The sequence below is a fragment of the Ureibacillus endophyticus genome (genome assembly GCF_024159215.1).
GTDB lineage: Bacteria > Bacillota > Bacilli > Bacillales_A > Planococcaceae > Ureibacillus > Ureibacillus endophyticus.
Genome location: NZ_JAMYWW010000001.1, coordinates 1465593 through 1485403 on the forward strand (window position 1 = coordinate 1465593; position 19811 = coordinate 1485403).

Genomic DNA, 19811 nt, shown 5'->3' on the forward strand with positions numbered 1-19811 from the left:
AAATAAGTAAGTATAGGCAATTAAAATGAAAATATAACCAGTTTCTGTTAATATATGTAATATGTATTTTGAAAAAGTGAGATGATACGTATGGATGATCGTGAGCAATTACTAATTAAAAGTGAAATCATTAAGCAAAATCTTCATAAGATTAGTTTATTAAATAGGGTTTTTACTATTGTCATTGTGTTTTTATTTTTATTCACAAATATCATTACGAATATTCCAATTTTAAATTTAGATAACCTTATTAATATTAGCTATTTCAACTTCTTTTCATTATTTACTTTTAATTTTTTGATCTTTTTAATCGTAGATATTCGAAAAATCCAAATTAATAATGACAACATCAAGAAGGTTGAACTTTTCATCACCTTATATGTCACATTTTTCCTTTCCATTGGTGCATTTATTTCAATGAGAGAGCAGGAAATTTATAATCCCTTACTAATTTATACAATGATTTTATTTACTTGCAGCTCCTTCCTCGTTTTATCTGTTAAGCAAGTATCAATTCCGTTAATAACTTCAACCTGTGTACTTCTTCTAGGTCTTTATTTACAACATGGCTTTGACCAAATATTTATTTTACAACTGCTGTATATTGCATCTATAATTCCAATTGCCTTTTTTATTTCGCAATCATTCTATTATTCTTTTAAACGATCGATAAAATTTCAAATTGAAATGGTTCGGGAGGCTCAAATTTCAAGAGAGCTAACAAAAAAACTACGTGAGGCAAATCGGAAATTAGAATTGCAATCCATGTTAGATCCGCTCACAAGCTTGTTTAACAGGCGAGCATACAATAATTATTTGAAAGAGTTACAAACTAAAATATTGGAAAATTCATACGATTTGTCTGTTATCATGATTGATGTGGATTGTTTTAAAATGTATAACGATACGTACGGGCATGCAGAAGGAGATAAAGTTCTGTTAAAAATTGCGCAAGTGTTAAAGGACCTTGCCGATGAGTACCATTGTTTTGCGACTCGTTGGGGTGGAGAGGAATTTGCTTTGCTACTTTTCGATGTACCAGAGGCTTTTGTAAAAGAAATGTGTAATGAAGTGAAAACGAGAGTGAATCAATTGCAAATAAATCATAATACTTCACATATTTCAGATGTTGTGTCTGTTAGTATCGGCGCTAGTACGAAAACAATTTTGCAACCAGACGATATATTAGCTTGTATTAAGCAAGCGGATGAGGCGCTCTATTTTGTAAAAGAGCACGGAAGAAATAATTTTGAGCATGTGATCTAGACAGGGTGTCCTTAAAATAGAGGATATCCTTTTTATTTACCTCAACTATGCGAGATGTGCATTTTTAGTTGAGCGGTGGGTGAAAATATTGTAGGCTTACTATAGGTTTTGACATTGGAGGGTACACATGAATCAGGTAGATTTAGAATATCAGAGATTAGGTCGAATGATTTTAGAAAATGGTATTGAAAAAGGAGATCGTACAGGGACTGGCACAATTAGTATGTTCGGATCTCAAATACGTTTTGATTTGAAAAAAGAAGGATTTCCCTTACTAACAACAAAACGTGTCGCATTTCGTTTAATCGTAAGCGAACTATTATGGTTTTTAAAAGGCGATACAAATCTTCGTTATTTATTGCAACATAATAATCATATTTGGGACGAGTGGGGCTTCCAAAAATGGGTAGAGTCCGAAGATTACAAAGGACCAGACATGACAAACTTTGGTCTTCGCTCACAAAAAGACCCTGAATTTAATGAATTATATCAAGAGCAATTAAAAATATATCAAGATAAAGTTTTAACAGATGATGACTTTGCCAAAAAATATGGTGATTTAGGGGAAGTATATGGAAAGCAATGGCGCAGTTGGGAAGGCGCAGATGGAAAAGTATATGACCAAATTCAATATATCATCGATGAAATTAAACGAAATCCAGATTCTCGCCGTTTAATTTGTTCGAGCTGGTCCATTTCTTCATTGGAACAACAACAGCTTCCGCCATGTCATTACGCGTTTCAGTTTTATGTAGCAGAAGGGAAATTAAGTTGCATGTTCTCAATGCGTAGTGTGGACTATTTCCTAGGTTTACCATATAACATTTCGAGTTACGCATTGCTTACATATTTACTAGCTCATGAATGTGGCTTAGATGTAGGCGAACTTATCTTTACGGGAGCAGATACACATATTTACTTAAATCATTTGGAGCAAGTAAAAGAGCAACTATCCCGCGAACCACGTCAATTACCAACATTAAAACTAAATCCAGACAAAAAATCAATTTTTGATTTTGAAATAGAAGATATCGTGCTAGAAGGCTATGACCCACATCCAGCCATCAAAGCACCGGTAGCGGTATAATTGGACAAGCAGCTAGCACGAACTAGCTGCTTTTTTATATTCAATCTTAAGAATAACTTAAGATTCTCATGGAATGTATCTTAATAATTATTTTAATAGAATTCAGGAAGTTATAAACATTTGGAAGCGCGGCCTACTACTGTAAGCCGCGAAAAAATTACAGAAAAATTAGTATGCTAATTTTTAAGTGAGAGGACTGTACAAAAGCACGAAGACAAGTCGTAGAGACAACAACAAGTTGGCTCTGCGGCTTGTGTGCTGAGTCCTCTCACAACAGGAAAATACTACTTTTGAATACAGATAAGTATGAAATTTTATGGTACCGTTTATTAATCGTGTTGGCTCTGCGGCTTGTGTGCTGAGTCCTCTCACAACAGGGAAATACTATTTTCGAATACAGATTAGTATATAATATTTGAAGGGTATTCGAACTAACAATTTTTACAAATCATCTTTCAGTCGAACAAATCATACAGTCTTACTAAAGGGAGAGATTCTATGAACGACTGGGAGAGAGCCATACAATCCCTTTCTAAAATAACCATTCATTCCAATCCCAAAAACCAACCCGTAACCATCCATGGCGTGCCAGACGACTTGAAATGTATAGGAGTTGGGACCGATGCGGCCGTCTTCCAATCTCCCCAAGTCCCTGCATATGCATATAAAAAATATGCCGCAGACAAAAAAGAAAAAGTTAAAAGTGAAGCAGAAGTTTATGAAAAACTCGGTGCTTCCCCTTATTTTACAAAGTGTTTCCATGCCCATGACGATATTCTAGTAATAAGTTACGAAGAAGGACCGACTCTGTTTGATTGCATCTTACAAGGGATCCATATTCCCAAACAAGTAATTATGGATGTTGAAGATGCAAGGGAATATGTTCGCAGTAAAGGGCTAAATCCCCGTGATATTCATCTGAAAAACATTTTGTTGCAACAGGGAAGGGCAAAGATACTAGATGTCTCTGAATATATTCAACCAGGCAATGATTATCGATGGGAGCACCTGAAAAAAGGCTATGAACTTTATTATCATTTAATCGATGGAAAGCCTATTCCTTTCCGGTTAGTCGAAACTGTTCGAAAATGGTATAACCAACGTAATCATCATTTTTCCTTTGATGATTTTTCAAGGAAAGTTTTAAATTTATTGTATAAAAATAATGCACATGACTAAACGAAAAGTTTAGTTGTGTGCATTTTTTATATGTACTTTTAAATTCTCTGTTTTACAGTGGAGATTAAAGAGAAATCTTGTACCCATAGATGTTTAACTGCAATCGTGTCGTTCATTTTCATTTTAGGGACCATTTTTCTTACTGTTTCGGGCTATAGCCTCCTCAAATAGTTTTAATTTATTAAATAAAAACTGAACTAATACAAAATTAGTTCAGCATAATAGTAAATTTAGTTTATTTTAAACAACGATTTTGTCCAAATTTCTGTTGACGACGGGTGATTACTTTCGAAAAGTGCATACCTTTCAGCGTAGGGAAGTAGTTCTTGATTGATGAAAGGCTTTAAGGATTTTGGACAAGCATTAATTATAATCGAGTTCTTTTTCAGTGAAGCAATTTGTTTCAAGAAGTTATCTTTCATCTGTGGAATCTCACTCCACATTTTTATCCAAACCTTATCCCGTAACTCGCGATAGGCATTGTTCATGTTCTTTTGATGAATGTGATACAAGGAAGTTTGAACACTGATGGCATTCATAATAATGATACGATACTCGTGATTCTCTTCAATCACGTTAAACAAGTTCAAAAAATGAATGAGGGATTCGATATTTCGCTCAATTTTTTTCCCCGTTTGACCTTGAGCGGGGGCAATAGGCGTTAGCTTTTCTACGTTGGGTTCATACTCGTCTATATGAGGTGCTTCTAACATAATCACAATCGATTTGTTTTTGTCTTTTGCGCGGATCTCTTCATCATTGCATTGTTCAATGTTTACATGAGATCCATCGAAACAGCCCTTGTAACGGATGACATTCAAAACTTGCTTATTATTTTTAAAAAATGACTTCTTTAGTAGGATGTTTTCTTGATCGACAACAATATATTTACTTCCACTATTCTTCAAATCTTCAAAAACGATTTTACTAATCTCGGTTTTAATAGAATATCCTTCGAGTTGAATCGACGATTTTTGAGTGATGATTACCATATATAAACCACGTCCTTTGCTAGGAAATATATTACGAATAAGTATATTAATGATATATTAAAAATATTGTAAAAATATGAGTGATTTCGTAAAATTAATCACTCTATTTCATTTAATTAGAAATAATATCCTAAATAATAGAATATATCTGTTAATGCGAGCAATTTCTTGTGGATAAATTTTATTTATGTTACAGTTTTTCTAGATGAATATACTTATTTAGTATTTCTATCCATATTTTAGTAGAAGAAAGGGGTTATTTTATTGACAATTAAAGTAGGACTATTTGGTTTTGGACGAACGGGAAGTGTGGTAGCTGGTGAAATTATTCGTGATTCTGAATGTGAATTAGAGTGGGTTATTCGACAAACTCCTTCACATCACAATGAGTATGCTAGTAATTTACTAGGTTTTGACCATTTAGAAGGCAAGATTATTCATTTTAAAGAAGTGGACTTTGACCAATTTTTTAAAGAAAATCCAGTAGATGTTATTATTGATTTCTCCTCATCCTCTGCAGTTAGTGAATATGCTAGTGTAGTAAAACACGGGTGCAAAATTGTCTCTGCGATTTCCAATTATGAAAAGAATGATTTTGAACAATTGGAAATGTTGAGCCAACAAACAGCCGTTTTATATTCCCCAAACATCACTGTAGGTATCAACTTTTTAATGGAAGCCTCTAAATTACTACAAAAAATCGCTCCTCATGCAGATATTGAAATAATTGAAGAACATTTTAGAGGAAAGAAAGATGTATCTGGAACTGCATTGCGCATTGCAGAACAACTTGGTCTTGATAAAAATGAGCACGTAAACTCAATTAGAGTCGGCGGAATTGTAGGAAAACATGAAGTCGTCTTTGGATTGCCAAATCAAACTATTCGAATTATACATGAATCTCACAATCGAGCTGCTTTCGGGCAAGGGGCTATTTATGCAGCGAAATGGATTTTGGGGAAAGAACAAGGGTTATATAGTATGGAAGAAGCATTGTCACTAATGATGACTCAATCCAATTCACCTCAAAAAGAACCCATTGCAATCCGTTAATATCATTCATTTGAGCCAATTCCATAAATGGGGAATGAAAAAATAATACTATGAAATTGACTCAATTAAATGAATTTACCCCTATTAACTACAGTGAAATTTGGGAATCCTTCTAAATGGAGAGAGTTTTTGTTAAAATTAAGAAAATCGTATAGAAGAATTTAGGAGAGATTACATGATTTCACTGATTGTTGCTCATGATAAAAATCGAGTAATTGGGCATGAAAATAAAATGCCATGGTATTTACCAGGGGAGTTAAAGTATTTTAAAGAACAAACGATGGGTAAGCCGATGATTATGGGGAGAAAAACTTTCGAATCGATTGGACGACCATTACCAGGAAGAAGAAATATTGTCATTACGAGAAATGCCTTTTATCGCCATGAAGGTATTGAAATAGCGACATCTTTAGATGAGGCATTGCAAATGGCAGGGGATGTTCCGGAAGTGATGATCATCGGTGGAGAACAGATTTTTGATATGGCACTGGAGATTGCAGATCGTTTATATATTACAAAAATTAATCATGAATTCCCAGGAGACACATTTTTCCCGACTTACGGTGATGAATGGAAACTCGTTTCCGAAAGTGAGCCAGTTGAAACGCCAGACGGATATACATTTACGTATTGTATTTATGAACGATAAAAAGCTAAAAGCACATCACTTATTTTGGAGTGGTGTGCTTTAAGTTTATTTATATTAATCTATAATGTTCGCTCCAAGGAAAATATTACAGTGGTTGGGGTTCGGACAGAATACTGTGTAGATACAACTTGTCGAAGAGCGTTATCACTAGGCTATCAAGTCACTCTTATAGCGGACGGTCACACGACAATAGACGATATTCTGCCTGCAAAACAAATCATCGAGCACCATAATATAAACTTAAGTAAATTAAGTGCAGCAGATTGTAAAATAGCAGTTGTCTCTTCTAGTGAACACGTTTTTTAAATAGGTATTTACATATAGTTTGTTAAAATGCCATTTAGCAACAAATGATCAGTATTTTATTTTCTATTAATATACAGTAACAAGAATAACGTGATGTTTGGGCGCTTTCTAAAAAAATAGCAAAGTGCTTTTTCATTTATTTAAGGTACACATATGATGAAATTTTAGCCTTTCATATTAGAATATATTTTAGTGGATTGTTTAGATACTTATAAGAAAAATCTATATTACTTTCCCCCTTTACTAATCACAGGTATGGTAGTGGTTATTGAGGGTATTAAAAAACTATTTAATTGTTAGGGTAGAGAGTATGAATGCTTATTTTTTGTGAAATAATCAAATGAAAATTGTGTTTCTTGTTTACTTTTCTAGTAATTAGGATATTTAATAAAAGAGTCTGGCATTACAGTTCTCTTGGACAACTATTGCCAGCAAAAATGATTATCTATATAATAAAGACCTAAAATTTTTAGGAGGAAAGTAAATGAATATAGATTTAGGATCAATTCCTTATTTAGCAATAATTTTAAGCGCGCTTGCAATTTGTATTTTCGGTTCCATCTGGTATTCACCTAAAGTATTCTGGAATACTTGACTAAAGTTAAAGGGGTTAAATGAGGATAAATTACCAAGCGTGGGAAAAGTGATGTCAGGTTCAATTTTAATGGCTATAGTGAATTCCTTTTTATTAGCGATTATTGCTGGGTGGGTAAATATTGAAGGTTTAATCGATGGATTATGGCTCGGGTTAGTAGTAGGATTAGTCATCGCCGGCACCTCTGCCACGAATGCCATGTATGAAGGAATGAAGTTAAAACTTTACATGATAACAGCTGGTTTTCATGTAATTAGTATGATTATAGCAGGAATTATTATCGGCAGTTTTGCTTGATCGATTCATTGAAAATGCGCGGCACATAAAACATTTACTTAATAAACTTAGTAAAAAACATCGATTCTCAAAAACAGAATCGATGTTTTTCCATGTCTGACAACACAAATGATAACAAATCGTATTTTAATTTAACTTATTTTAGAAAAGTTTTTTCGATATCATCTAGCATTAAGTTAGCAGCTTTTACACCGCCAGCTGTGTTCCAAATAACATCATCCACTTTATGCACTTCACCTTTTTTTGCTACTTCCAGGTTTTTGAAGATAGGATCCTCTAACCATTCTTTTTCAAGCTCAGTAGCAGCTCCGTCCCCAGTTTCGTAAGTAAAGTAGAATAGGATATCGCCATCCATTAAAGGCACTTGTTCTTTTGTTGCACCTTTAATTGCAAATTCATCAACATCTTGGCTTTCAGGTCTTGCAAATCCAAGTTGATTTAAAATGACACCAGAAAAAGAATCTTTTTGATAAATACGAACATCCCCAGCCATAAAACGGACCATAGAAACCTTCATATTCAATTTATCACCAAGCTGTTCTTTTAAGTCAGCAATTCTAGAATCGTATGCGTCTATAATTTCTTTACCTTTTTCTTCTTTATTCACTGCTTTTGCATAAAGTTCAAAGTTGTTTTTCCAATTGCCACGTAAATCTTCAGCAAATACAGTTGGAGCAATTGCGCTTAATTGTTCATAAATTGCTTCTTGGCGCATTTTATTCCCGATAATTAAGTCAGGTTGTAAAGCAGCAATTGCCTCAATATTTACTTCACTTTCTAATCCAACTACTTCTACATCTTTCATTTCATCAGCAATATGATCGTACCAAGGATTGCCCGTCCAAGATTGAACTGCACCCACAGGTTTCACTCCAAGTTCAAGAAGTGCTTCAGTTCCTTCATTTGTTAAAATTACTATTCTCTCAGGTGTATTTTCTAAAGTTGTTGTACCCATTGCATGCTCAACTGTATAACTAGTTTCTACTGTGTTTTGCTCACTTGTTTCTTTTTCAGAACTTTTCTCTTCATTCGTATTTCCTCCGCATGCAGCTAAGATGAAGAGTAAAAAGACTGATAGACTAAATAAAATAGATTTTGATTTCATACTTAAGTCCCCCAATTGATAGTGATAATTGTTATCATTTATGAGAATATATTATTTTTATTTTAAACCAATGTCAACAATTAATTGAAAATGATTATCAAAATCATTGACATGGAAGTAATCAGTACAATAGACTAATCTTAGAAATATAAAACTTTAAGATTTATTTTGGAAGGTAAAATATTATGCTATTAAAAACAAATCGTTGGAAAATAATAGGGTTGATTTTCGCAAGTTTGCTACTCTTATTACTAATGTGTGGAAGCATCATATATGGATATACCGATACAACGTGGAAGATGGCTTGGGATGCATTCCAATTTAATAATGGTTCAAATGAGCATCTAGTCATCACAACGGTAAGACTACCCAGGGCATTAATTGCTGCAGCAGTAGGTTTCAGCGTGGCCATAGCTGGTGTGTTAATGCAAACACTGACGAAAAATCCACTTGCATCTCCGGACATTTTTGGGGTAAATGCTGGTGCTGGTTTTGCAGTGGTAATTGGAATCACGATGTTTTCAATGGGAAATTTACAAGCGATAACATGGGTCGCATTTTTGGGGGCGTCCATAGCTGCTATTGGAGTGTATGCATTAGGAACGGCAGGTAGAGAAGGACTAACACCAATTAAACTAACATTGGCTGGTGCAGCAATGGCCGCCATGTTTTCTTCCTTTACCCAGGGGTTCCTTGTTACGGACGAAGCCGCACTGGAGCAGGTTTTGTTTTGGTTAGCAGGTTCTGTTCAAGGGCGAAAGCTTGAAATATTATTGTCGGTTTTACCATATTTAATAGTTGGCTGGTTAGGTGCCATGGTGATTTCTCCAAAGATGAATGTTTTGTCGATGGGGGAAGATGTAGCAAAAGGTTTAGGACTTCGTACGGGTTTATTAAAAGTGTGTATAGCCATTGTTGTGATTCTATTAGCTGGGGGTTCAGTAGCCATTGCAGGTCCAATCGGGTTTATTGGTATTGTTATTCCACACGTAGCAAGAGCAATCGTTGGAATTGATCATCGTTGGTTAATTCCGTTTTCAGGACTTCTTGGAGGCTGTTTATTACTTATAGCTGATATCCTGGCTCGGTATATCATTATGCCGCAAGAGGTACCGGTAGGTGTTATGACAGCTATCATTGGAACTCCATTCTTTATCTATATCGCAAGAAAGGGGTTTAATGCAAAATGAGTAAAAATAAAACAGTTCGATTTTTGAATGGAAAAGTCTCATTTTTATTTGATAGACGAGCGATTAAAGTTTTTTCTATAGCAGCGATCACAGCTGCGATTATTTTTATCATCAGTACAGGGATAGGGGATATGAAAATTAGCCCTCTTTCAGTAATAAATGTATTGTTCGGCGGTGGAACTCAAATGGAACAACTGGTAGTCACTTCCTTACGATTACCCCGCATTATTGTAGCCCTAATGGTAGGTATGTCATTGGCTGTTGCGGGTGCAATTTTACAAGGTATGATTCGAAATCCATTGGCCTCACCAGATATCCTCGGAACTACAGGAGGAGCGGCAGTTGCGGTTGTCGGTTTTTTAGCCTTTTTCAGCGATGAAAACAATGCATTAACGGTAAGTATTAAATGGATGCCTTTAGCAGCTTTTATTGGTGCTGGAGTCATTGCAATTCTGGTATACATACTGGCATGGAAAAATGGCGTATCTCCATTCCGACTAGTGTTAATAGGGATAGGGGTATCTGCCCTCATGCAGGCTTTAACGACATTGATGATGATTTTGGGTCCAATTTATCGTGCGAGTCAGGCAAATATTTGGATTACTGGTACTGTAAATGGCACCACTTGGGATAATGTAAAAATTTTAGTCCCGATATCTGTCATTCTAGTTATGATTGCATTGTTTATGACACGAGATATGAATATACAAGAACTTGGGGATGACATTGCCACTGGGGTTGGCAGCCATGTTCAACGTCAGCGTATTTTTTTTCTGGTCATTAGTGCGGCATTAATCGGTGTTTCAGTTGCGTTTGCAGGAGGAATCGGTTTTGTTGGTTTAATGGCGCCTCATATGGCTAGAAGATTGGTTGGATCTTCTTTTGGGGCTCTATTACCAGTATCTGCACTTATAGGCGGAATACTCGTTATGTTGGCAGACTTAGTAGGCAGAACATTATTTTCTCCGTTAGAAGTTCCGGCTGGAATATTTACTTCAGCAATCGGGGCACCTTATTTTATCTATTTACTATTTAGAACGAGAAATTCATAAATTTGGTTTAAGGAGTTGAGGATGATGGCACAAGCAATTGAAACGAAAGAGTTAACTCTTTCCTATGGTGAATCAATTATTATTGAAGAAATGGATTTACGTATTCCAAAAGGGGAAATTACAGTTTTTATTGGCGGAAATGGTTGTGGTAAATCAACACTCCTTCGTTCTATTGCCCGATTGTTAAAACCTAAAACGGGTTCTATTTATTTAGAAGGAACTGCAATTGCCAATATGTCAACGAAAGACGTGGCTAAACAAATGGCGATTCTTCCTCAATCACCTGTTGCTCCTGAAGGTCTTACGGTTCTCCAGTTGGTTAAACAGGGGCGATATCCATATCAAACATGGTTAAAACAGTGGACGAAGGAAGATGAAAAGATAGTAAACGATGCATTAAAAGCTACAGGGATTGAAGAACTAAAAGATCGAGCAGTTGATTCTTTATCTGGAGGACAACGCCAAAGGGCATGGATTGCGATGACATTGGCTCAGGATACGGACATTATTCTCCTTGATGAACCAACTACCTACTTAGATATGGCCCATCAAATTGAAATTCTCGACTTGCTTTTCGAATTAAATGAGAAAGAAAATCGAACAATTGTGATGGTTCTGCATGATTTGAACTTGGCATGTCGATACGCCCATAATATTGTGGCTATCAAAAATAAAGAAATCTTTGCACAAGGCAAACCGGAAGATGTAATCAACAGTAGGTTAGTCGAAAAAGTATTTGAAATGGAATGTGAAATTACAACAGATCCATTGTTTGGAACACCTATGTGTATTCCTTGTGGAAAGGGAAGATGTATTCTTAAACAGCGAGTAAGTGCTCATGCATAAAGCTCTAGATAGTAACGAAATTGAACAATTAAGACAGTTTCGTTTTGCTACAAAGCTTGAATCATCGGAACTATCGATTGAATTAAATCGATTAAAAGATGAAACTGAATTGTTGCGCTATTTGGAAAATCTCGGTCCTCATATTGGATCTCCAAATTTAAAAGTTACTTCATCTGTTTTCATAAAGAGATACGCGTTTTTAGCGGTAATTTATTTCCATGCATTTACTACATGGAATAAAAAATTAGATGTTTCTTTCGATAATTTAATTTTGCAGACGAAAAATGAAGAAGGCAATTGGCTGCCAACAATTTATTTTAAAGACATGGGTGTAATAGAGGTAATGGAAGATAGAAGTAGTAGGAGAGACGAGGTGCTTAAAAAATTATTTTCAGATAATATTGATGTATTGATAAACTTATTATCGAAAGTGACGAAGCAATCGAAACGTATTCTTTGGGAAAATATTTCTATTTATATCTTCTGGTTATACGAAATAGTGTTAAGTAACTCAGATAATGCATATTTGCGCAATCTAGCAAAAGAAGATTTTTATTATATAGTCCATGAAGCGCCCGGGAGTCTTTTCGGAGCCATACGACCAATCCATTAAAATCGTTTTATAGAAATAAAAGATACCTACAACATTTACAAGAAGAAGTACGAGTGAGAAACACCTGTTGCCTTTCTTACTTATTAATGGGAAAGAAGAAATATTGCAAATCATGTCCACTAATATGTAATAAAAAATAAATACTCAATAATCAGTGCTTTCCTTAAATAAGGAAAGTGCTTTTTCATTACCTGAGGATTTGAAACATTTTCCAATTTTTATCGTCAATTTATTGAAAAGATAGTATAGAGAGGTGAGGAAATGAAGGAAAGTATAAAAGGAGCTATTTCATATATATCATTGGTAATAGGATTAATTTTATTGTTTATTGGCTTTTTATATTATTTAATAATTACTTCTGATATACCTGTTAGTTTCACACTCGCCGAATCTAAGGTGGCACAAGGGACTATTCTCGCTTCTACTTTTGCATTTTTGTTAGGTTCACTTTTGAATCTTAATAAGAAAGTTCGTACTATACTAATTGGTATATTGAGTATTAGTTTTATTATAAATTTATCTCATCTTACTACAGCTAGTCGTGGAGCAGAGTATTTTACGCTTGAGTTTGTACACCTGATATTATCATTTGTAATTCAACCGGTATTAATTATTTTCGTAAATATTTTAGTCATCATAAATAATCGAAAAAAAGGTAAAGAGTATTTCCGAACGCAATCAAAGTGACTTTTTCTTTCGTTTATTAAACTTCGACAAGCCCCCACCTTAATATAGATAGGGGCTTGTTGCATAAATTTTTTTCCTTACTGTCGCTTCTTCGTTTTCTTATTATTAGCTCTTTCTGTCGCTGTTAATGGTTCATTTGCAAATTCATGATCGAACTCTCTTGATAAATTCTTTCTTACTGCCTGCTTATCACTAATAGTATCACTTACATTGCTTTTCCGGTTGTTACTCACTTTCAACACCTCCATGTAGTTAGTTTGCTACGTGTTGTCCTGAGTATGCATTTTTGTTAATTGTTATTGTCACTACTTAAAATTGTTTAACTGTACAAAATAAAGATTAGTTATAAATCAATTTCCATAAATAAACTGTTCGGATCATCCCAATATTGGTCAAAGGGCTTACAGTATCTGAAGCCAAAACTTTCGTATAGACGGTGTGCAGGTTTGAATGCATCCATTGAACCGGTTTCTAGACTTAATTTTGTGTAACCACGTTTTTTAGCCTCGTTAATAATGTGTTGTAATATCGCACTAGCAACACCTTTTCTTAAATGTTTCTCCGCTGTTCGCATAGATTTTACTTCCCCATGCTTTGCCGTTAATTCTTTTAGTGCTCCACATCCCATAATGTCGTTATCTTCCCACGCACTATAAAAAGTAATATTATCTTGTTTGAGTCCTTCAACATTTAAAGCGTGTATACTTTCAACAGGAGAGTTTTCCATCATACCTGCTAAATGGGTCTTAATAAGTTTTATTGTGCGAATATCTGTTAAGTCATCTATTTTTATATCCATAACCATCCTCCTCTTAATTTAATTATAATTTAAGAGGAAAAATAAGGAATCAATATTATGGTTATTCATTCAGGCAAAAAGAGAGAACTTAGGGTGTTTTGAAATGCATAGAAATTACGAAAACATTATGTTGATTCTGTAAGAAAAAAAGATGTAAAGTATTTTAAATGGGGTAGTGAGAATAGATTTGCTTATTCTAATTCAGAAGCCTTTAGTTACTTAAATTTAAGAGGAGGTATATTATGGACAAAACCATTCCCAAATCAATTGATGAATATATTTTACTCTATCCTCAAGAGATTCAAGAAATATTAAATACAATAAGAAAGGTAATAAAGGATTCAGCACCAAATGCCGAGGAAAAGATAAGTTATGGAATGCCTACTTTTGCATTGAATGGCAATTTGGTACATTTTGCTGCATATAAAAACCATATAGGCTTCTATCCATCTTCAAGCGGAATAAGTTCTTTTCAGCAGGAGTTATCAGAATATAAAACTTCTAAAGGTGCAGTTCAATTCCCAATCGGAAAACCCATCCCATATGAATTAATTAGTCAAATAGTAAAATTTAGAGTTGCTGAAAACCAACGTAAAGCGGAAGAGAAAATAAAAAGAAAAAATAATTAAATTAGAAGTAGCTAAGTTTGCTAATTTAATGAACTGTACAAAGCCATTTAGCTATCGTGCAATATTTGTTGAATAATTTTATCAATTATATTAAATATGTTATTTAAGTTTTTCATATAATTTATGCTTCAAGCGAAAAGGCACAAATGTTGATTTAACAACATTCGTCCCTTTTTGTTGTTTTATAGGTGGTTCTTTAAAGAATTTTTACTTTTTTAAATCCATCCATTCTTCTCTTGTTATCGCATAAACTTTAGTGAATTCATTTACTACGTCAGGAAATTCGTCTATTAGTTTCATTCCTGTCTATAAATGCTAATTTAAATATGTACATTATCGCTTTAATAACTATGTACATAAATGCTCGGGGTATACATACTAATCTAGAGGTGATTAGGAGTGTATATCCAACTAAACGTAGAAACAAAATTTGAAATAAATAGTCTTGCAGACTTAGCAGGATTCAAAAAAATAATGGAGCAGTTAAAAATGAAAATAAATAAAAGTAAATTAGCAAGGGACTTAGGAGTAGATCGTCGTACAATCGACAAATATTTAAATGGTTTTGTTCCCAAAAAGAAACGAAATAAACCATCTAAAATCGATAAGTTTTATCCAGTAATCGCAAGTTTATTATCTGAGGATTCAAAGCAGGTGTTTTATTATCGGCGTAATCTTTGGCAGTATTTAAAAGATAATCACGGCTTAGAATGTGGGCAATCAACGTTTCGAAATTATATTGCGACTACACCAGAATTCCAAGCGTATTTCGAGAAAGATGAACGTATCTCAAGTATGGGAAACAGTGGGATTCGATTTGAAACGCGTGCTGGGCAACAAGCACAATTAGACTGGAAAGAAAGCATTATGTATGAAACAAAAGATGGCGAACAAGTAGAAATAAATATAGCCGTTTTAGTATTGAGCCATTCACGCATGCGATTCTTTTATATGAGTATTTCTAAATCACAATCCGTACTATTTTCTTTCCTAACGGAAACGTTTGAAAAAATGGGTGGCGTCCCTGAAGAGCTAGTTACAGACAATATGAAGACAGTCATGGATGAAGCACGTACCGAATTTTCAAAAGGAAAAGTAAATGCGAAGTTTGCCCAATTTGCGAAGGATTTTGGTTTTAAAGTCAGACCATGTATCGCAGGTCGTCCTAGAACAAAGGGGAAAGTCGAAACAACAATGAAATTACTTGATGAGATTCATGCATATCAAGGTAAGTTTAATATGGAAGAATTATATGACTATATTGAACGTTTATGTAATCGAATTAACAGTGAACTTCATCAAGGAACAAATAAAATTCCGTTACTTGAATTCCAAAAAGAAAAGAATCACTTACTCCAGCTACCAACTGAACGAGTAAGAGATTCCTATAAAATCAAGCATACACCTGTAAAGGTCAATGCATCGAACATGATTACTTACAAATCCAATCAGTACTCTGTCCCACCAGGGTACCAAGGAAAGAAAGTAAGTTTACAAGTATATGATGAGCATTTATGGATTTATTATAACATGGAACTGATCGCACACCACAAAATAAGTGATGCAAAACTTAATTACCAGGAAGCCCATTATCTTGAAACAATATTAAAAGCACTACCGAACTATCCAGATATTAATGATCTAGCGAAACGAAATTTAGCAGCGATTGGAGAAATCTATAAATGAATCCTAATATGAACTCAAATTATCAACAGCTTCAACAAAACTTGGAGTATTTAAAATTAAAGCAAATGGGTCTCCATTTAAGTGAAACCATCGACTTCGGTATTAAGAATGAGCTTTCATTTATAGATACACTTATAAAATTAACAAATTACGAAGTAGATGTACGTGAACAGAATATGATTCATGCGATGGTAAAGGTCGCAGCATTTCCTCATTTAAAAGAAATGAAAGACTTTGACTTCTCTTTTCAACCAAGCATAAATCAGCAACAAATACTCGATTTTCAAAGCTTACGTTTTATTCAAGAAAATGAGAATATTGTATTTCTAGGCCCAAGTGGTGTGGGTAAAACCCATCTAGCCATAGCGATTGGAATCATGGCTGCGAAGAAACGTACAAGCACCTATTTTATTAAGTGTCATGATTTAATTCAAAATCTAAAAAGAGCATATCTCGAAAATCGTTTGGAAAGTCGTTTAAAGCATTATACGAAGTATAAATTATTGATCGTTGATGAAATTGGCTATTTACCGATTGATTCAGAGGATGCGAAGCTATTTTTCCAGCTCATCGATGCACGTTATGAAAAGAAAAGCACCATATTTACAACCAATGTGAACTTTAAATCTTGGGAAGAAATTTTCCCAGAACCAAAATTAGCAAATGCAATTTTAGACCGAATTTTACATCACGCAAGTGTAGTAACAATTACAGGTAATTCATATCGTCTAAAACAACATCTCGAACCAATAGACGAGTAATTTTGTACATCCTTAAATGAGCAAAAATGTACATATTAACGTTGACATTTATATGTCGAAATAGCTGTGCGATATGAACCAACATTTGTGAACTTCATATATGAATAAAGTATATTAAACGGGGTATATGTAAAAGCCCAGTCTCTAACAGCTTTTGAGGCTTCACTTACATATCCCTTTTTCTGCATATTTTTTCGTATATGATAGCCTATTTCTGGTTTGATTTTCCCATCAATCACCTGCATTGTAAGTCCACAATCTCCAATTAACTCACCTGTTTCCTTTAAAACAACCGCCCATAATCCAAACGAGAATATTTGATATCTTTCAATGTTATTATTAATCCATGTTCTTACTTTTTCTTCATCAAATGCATTGGGATAGTACTGCATCACTTCAGGATCTCCTAAAATGGCATACAAAGCTTCAAAATCGTGTTCTGATAATTCCCTAAGAATTAATCTCTCTGTTTCTATGATTATTTTGTTATCTCTCATCTGTATACTCCTTATCATTCTTACTATACTTTCCGTTACCGTATTGGAAGGTGAGGGTTGTATAATTTGAGGGTTAATCAACAATTGGGTGCCATTCGTGAAGGATTTAGACTTATTTTGCATTCTAGGGTCACATTGGGTTGCAAAATATTTATAGTATTATGAAAGGTGATCCGTACTATTCGTAAAGATAAAATAGATTTAAAATTCCTTGATTTATACTAGTTCGCAAACAAGGGTAGTCTGAAAAGTCCTTTTAAGTCGTAACCTTTGTGACTGACGCTTACGATTTCGTCATAGATAAAATGGCGAAGAGGAGAGTGGATGTTTATTTCGACTACCGCAGAAGCAATAATTCGTAAGGGAAAATTTTCAATAAAGAATAAGGGTGTCCAAAAAGTTTTTCCTTTTTGGACACCCCTGGTAAGTAATTAAGCATTTCCCTCTAAAGTCGAAGCAACCTCTGAAATAATAATTTCACTTCCTAAGATTGGAGATTCTTGTTCAGAGTTACCTGGTCCTCTATGAGCGTCTTTGAAAGCATCGCTATTTTTCCAATTAGTAAAGTCTTCAATTGTGTTCCAATACATATTTACATTAAGCTCATCATATTCTGTAAGATTTTTAGTAATTAAAACTTCAACTTTTACAAATCCATCCATTTTTTGTAAATCCCCTGGTCTTGTGAACATTGGAGCCATTTTTTCTGCAAAACCTAGTTTCGTTTTAATTTTATTAGTTACAATAATCATTTATTATTCCTCCTTAATTTTCAAAGCAAATATTTATCCTTTAGTATGGACGAACTTCAACTTTACAAGACTGAAAGCAATGTCAGTTTTAGTCTTCCTATTTCTGTTCAATCTATTATCTCGTTTCGTTCGTCAATGTAAATAATAATAGTATTTTTGTGATTAGTCAAACGTGACTATATGATCAAAATATGATTTTTTTTATTGTGACTCAAATAAAAAAGGAACCATTTATGGCTCCGTTGATATATTGAGTATTAAATTAATCCAAATGGAGAAGACGTTTAATGGTTTTTTCAAGAAATGCAACCTCTGCTTCTAACATAGTAATTTTATGTTCAACTGCAAGATTAACACCAGTTCGGTTGCCGTGTGTAGGAGTTTGTTTAAATAGCTCTATCAGTTTTTCGTTTTTCTTTAATCGTTCTTTCAAGGCTGGTATTGCTTTTTCCATAGGAAGAAAGTCAATAAACATTAACCCAATATCTCCTTGGTAATTAACACTTTCAGCAGAAGACAGATTATCCAATAGCAATTTATAAAAATAGTTTCGGCCACTTTCATTTATAGAGTACACTTTACGAGTGGGTCTATTACCTTCTTGCTCTAACTGTATGTCAATAAAACCTTTTTGATTTAGTTTATCTAGAGTAGCATAAGCAGTTGGTTTTTTCATATTTGTAACTGTACTTAAGTTTCTTTCGATAAATTCATTAATTTGATATCCGTGTTGACTTTGTCCCATTAATAAACCAAGCAGAATTAGTGAGCGATGTTCCACTGAAATCCTCCTTTCTTTCATCAATCCTTATATATTCTCTCGTAAATTTTACTTGCAGTCAATTGAGTGCGAATCTAGTGATTGCTGGTTAATAGGGTTATAAATAAAGGAAATCTTTTATTATCCAGAAAATAACAGCAGTCCTGGTTTGTTTAAATTTATTCTACGTTTGTACACGCAGTTCTTTAGTATGATCTAGATGTCGGAAACATTAAATAAAATTTTTTATCTTCAACAACGATTACACAGAGGTACTATTCCTTTTTTACAATGGGGGCATGTTCCTGAATAAAGGTTAAATTATAAAGCTTGAAGAACTATTATAAGGTGGGGAACAACAAATAATACCCTCCAGGTGGCATTAGTTAAAAACTCTTAAGGAGGTATTGTAGTAAACCCTCTCAAATTTATTATAACTCAGTATAATCCGACATACGCGGAACAGACAGTGGAAATGTGGCGAGAAAGTAAGGAACGGGCTATTGGTCAAAAAGAACATCATAGCATTGAAAATCATATATATTTTTTAAATAATATATTATCAAAGCAGTATCAAATAGATGTAGTGTTAATTGATGAGAATGTAGTTGGAATGATCGCCTATAATAAAAGGGAGATAAGCCAACTCTATATTCATATTGATTATCAAGGATTTGGTATAGGTCAAATATTACTTGATAAGGCAAAAGAGCAATCAAGTGGGAGATTAACATTATATACATTTGAAGTAAATGAAAACGCACGACGATTTTACGAAAAGAACGGATTTAAAATCATTTCTAGAGGACATGAAAATGAAGAAAATTTACCTGACATTCTATATGAATGGATATCCAAAAAATAATAAAATAGATAGTGCTTTTTCTAAAATATAGCCACTTTTCGGGGGTTACTTACAAGGGGCTATAGTAGAAAAAATGATTTTCAAAAATCGTTCATTTCTTAATTGAGGAAAAATTTAGTAATAATAAAAGTGCCACTCCTATAGC

The 19811-nt window shown here is 34.0% G+C and carries 23 protein-coding genes and 1 pseudogene; 17 read left to right on the forward strand and 7 right to left on the reverse strand.

The genetic code is table 11. The features are described 5' to 3' along the window. Positions 1-90 precede the first annotated feature (90 nt). From NKR20_RS07135 to NKR20_RS07145, 3 genes are all read left to right on the forward strand, one after another. Positions 91-1266 carry a GGDEF domain-containing protein gene (locus NKR20_RS07135; protein WP_253424832.1) on the forward strand — a complete coding sequence of 392 codons (1176 nt, stop codon included), beginning with the start codon at positions 91-93 and terminating at the stop codon, positions 1264-1266. 127 nt (positions 1267-1393) lie between these two features. Then, positions 1394-2353: a thymidylate synthase gene (locus NKR20_RS07140; protein ID WP_253424837.1), complete on the forward strand. Its 960-nt coding sequence runs from the start codon at positions 1394-1396 to the stop codon at positions 2351-2353. A 498-nt stretch (positions 2354-2851) separates the two neighbouring features. Next, positions 2852-3532: a serine/threonine protein kinase gene (locus NKR20_RS07145; RefSeq protein ID WP_253424840.1), complete on the forward strand. Its 681-nt coding sequence runs from the start codon at positions 2852-2854 to the stop codon at positions 3530-3532. A 230-nt stretch (positions 3533-3762) separates the two neighbouring features. Here NKR20_RS07145 and NKR20_RS07150 read toward each other — a convergent pair whose 3' ends face one another. Then, positions 3763-4524 carry a hypothetical protein gene (locus tag NKR20_RS07150; RefSeq protein ID WP_121215769.1) on the reverse strand — a complete coding sequence of 254 codons (762 nt, stop codon included), beginning with the start codon at positions 4522-4524 and terminating at the stop codon, positions 3763-3765. A gap of 264 nt (positions 4525-4788) precedes the next feature. On the opposite strand from NKR20_RS07150, the gene dapB reads away from it, so the two are divergent. From dapB to NKR20_RS07170, 4 genes and pseudogenes are all read left to right on the forward strand, one after another. Then, positions 4789-5577: a 4-hydroxy-tetrahydrodipicolinate reductase gene (dapB, locus tag NKR20_RS07155; protein ID WP_253424843.1), complete on the forward strand. Its 789-nt coding sequence runs from the start codon at positions 4789-4791 to the stop codon at positions 5575-5577. 175 nt (positions 5578-5752) lie between these two features. Beyond that, positions 5753-6226, forward strand: coding sequence for a dihydrofolate reductase (locus NKR20_RS07160; RefSeq protein WP_121215771.1), 474 nt, complete (start codon positions 5753-5755; stop codon positions 6224-6226). Positions 6227-6250: 24 nt separating this feature from the next. Next, positions 6251-6532: an isochorismatase family protein gene (locus NKR20_RS07165; RefSeq protein ID WP_301285903.1), complete on the forward strand. Its 282-nt coding sequence runs from the start codon at positions 6251-6253 to the stop codon at positions 6530-6532. 625 nt (positions 6533-7157) lie between these two features. Then, positions 7158-7424 (forward strand): annotated as a pseudogene (locus tag NKR20_RS07170) (DUF1761 family protein); the annotation flags it as partial. A 136-nt stretch (positions 7425-7560) separates the two neighbouring features. Here NKR20_RS07170 and NKR20_RS07175 read toward each other — a convergent pair. Next, positions 7561-8529: an ABC transporter substrate-binding protein gene (locus tag NKR20_RS07175; RefSeq protein WP_121215774.1), complete on the reverse strand. Its 969-nt coding sequence runs from the start codon at positions 8527-8529 to the stop codon at positions 7561-7563. 185 nt (positions 8530-8714) lie between these two features. On the opposite strand from NKR20_RS07175, the gene NKR20_RS07180 reads away from it, so the two are divergent. From NKR20_RS07180 to NKR20_RS07200, 6 genes are all read left to right on the forward strand, one after another. Then, positions 8715-9719, forward strand: a complete 1005-nt coding sequence (locus NKR20_RS07180; RefSeq protein ID WP_121215775.1) for a FecCD family ABC transporter permease — start codon at positions 8715-8717, stop codon at positions 9717-9719. Next, complete coding sequence (locus tag NKR20_RS07185; protein WP_121215776.1) at positions 9716-10771, forward strand: FecCD family ABC transporter permease; 1056 nt, start codon at positions 9716-9718, stop codon at positions 10769-10771. Before NKR20_RS07180 ends, NKR20_RS07185 begins: the two co-directional genes overlap by 4 nt. Positions 10772-10795: 24 nt before the next feature. After that, positions 10796-11617 carry an ABC transporter ATP-binding protein gene (locus NKR20_RS07190; RefSeq protein WP_253424850.1) on the forward strand — a complete coding sequence of 274 codons (822 nt, stop codon included), beginning with the start codon at positions 10796-10798 and terminating at the stop codon, positions 11615-11617. Further along, positions 11610-12230: an IucA/IucC family C-terminal-domain containing protein gene (locus tag NKR20_RS07195; RefSeq protein WP_121215778.1), complete on the forward strand. Its 621-nt coding sequence runs from the start codon at positions 11610-11612 to the stop codon at positions 12228-12230. Before NKR20_RS07190 ends, NKR20_RS07195 begins: the two co-directional genes overlap by 8 nt. Before the next feature lie 53 nt (positions 12231-12283). Further along, complete coding sequence (locus NKR20_RS19535) at positions 12284-12370, forward strand: (2Fe-2S)-binding protein (RefSeq protein ID WP_121215779.1); 87 nt, start codon at positions 12284-12286, stop codon at positions 12368-12370. A gap of 121 nt (positions 12371-12491) precedes the next feature. Beyond that, the gene (locus NKR20_RS07200) at positions 12492-12917 is read left to right on the forward strand and encodes a hypothetical protein (protein ID WP_253424852.1); all 426 of its coding nucleotides are present in this window, start codon (positions 12492-12494) and stop codon (positions 12915-12917) included. A 77-nt stretch (positions 12918-12994) separates the two neighbouring features. Here NKR20_RS07200 and sspO read toward each other — a convergent pair whose 3' ends face one another. Beyond that, entirely contained in the window at positions 12995-13150 is a 156-nt protein-coding gene (sspO, locus tag NKR20_RS07205; RefSeq protein WP_245987591.1) for a small acid-soluble spore protein O, read from the reverse strand. Between the two features lie 110 nt (positions 13151-13260). Then, positions 13261-13716, reverse strand: coding sequence for a GNAT family N-acetyltransferase (locus NKR20_RS07210; RefSeq protein ID WP_253424855.1), 456 nt, complete (start codon positions 13714-13716; stop codon positions 13261-13263). Positions 13717-13958: 242 nt separating this feature from the next. Here NKR20_RS07210 and NKR20_RS07215 point away from each other — a divergent pair, with 242 nt between their 5' ends. From NKR20_RS07215 to istB, 3 genes are all read left to right on the forward strand, one after another. Then, entirely contained in the window at positions 13959-14345 is a 387-nt protein-coding gene (locus NKR20_RS07215; protein ID WP_253424857.1) for an iron chaperone, read from the forward strand. Between the two features lie 399 nt (positions 14346-14744). Then, positions 14745-16031, forward strand: a complete 1287-nt coding sequence (gene istA, locus NKR20_RS07220) for an IS21 family transposase (RefSeq protein WP_253423462.1) — start codon at positions 14745-14747, stop codon at positions 16029-16031. An 8-nt stretch (positions 16032-16039) separates the two neighbouring features. After that, positions 16040-16792, forward strand: a complete 753-nt coding sequence (gene istB / locus NKR20_RS07225) for an IS21-like element helper ATPase IstB (RefSeq protein ID WP_253428007.1) — start codon at positions 16040-16042, stop codon at positions 16790-16792. Between the two features lie 35 nt (positions 16793-16827). Here the strand turns inward: istB and NKR20_RS07230 are convergent, their stop codons facing one another. From NKR20_RS07230 to NKR20_RS07240, 3 genes are all read right to left on the reverse strand, one after another. Next, positions 16828-17289, reverse strand: coding sequence for a GNAT family N-acetyltransferase (locus NKR20_RS07230; protein ID WP_253424859.1), 462 nt, complete (start codon positions 17287-17289; stop codon positions 16828-16830). Between the two features lie 431 nt (positions 17290-17720). Further along, a complete protein-coding gene (locus NKR20_RS07235) occupies positions 17721-18041 on the reverse strand; it encodes a heme oxygenase (protein ID WP_121215286.1) in 321 nt (106 codons plus the stop codon). A gap of 262 nt (positions 18042-18303) precedes the next feature. Further along, positions 18304-18822, reverse strand: coding sequence for a PadR family transcriptional regulator (locus NKR20_RS07240; RefSeq protein ID WP_253424862.1), 519 nt, complete (start codon positions 18820-18822; stop codon positions 18304-18306). Between the two features lie 454 nt (positions 18823-19276). On the opposite strand from NKR20_RS07240, the gene NKR20_RS07245 reads away from it, so the two are divergent. Beyond that, positions 19277-19666, forward strand: coding sequence for a GNAT family N-acetyltransferase (locus NKR20_RS07245; RefSeq protein WP_253428084.1), 390 nt, complete (start codon positions 19277-19279; stop codon positions 19664-19666). Positions 19667-19811: the final 145 nt, after the last annotated feature.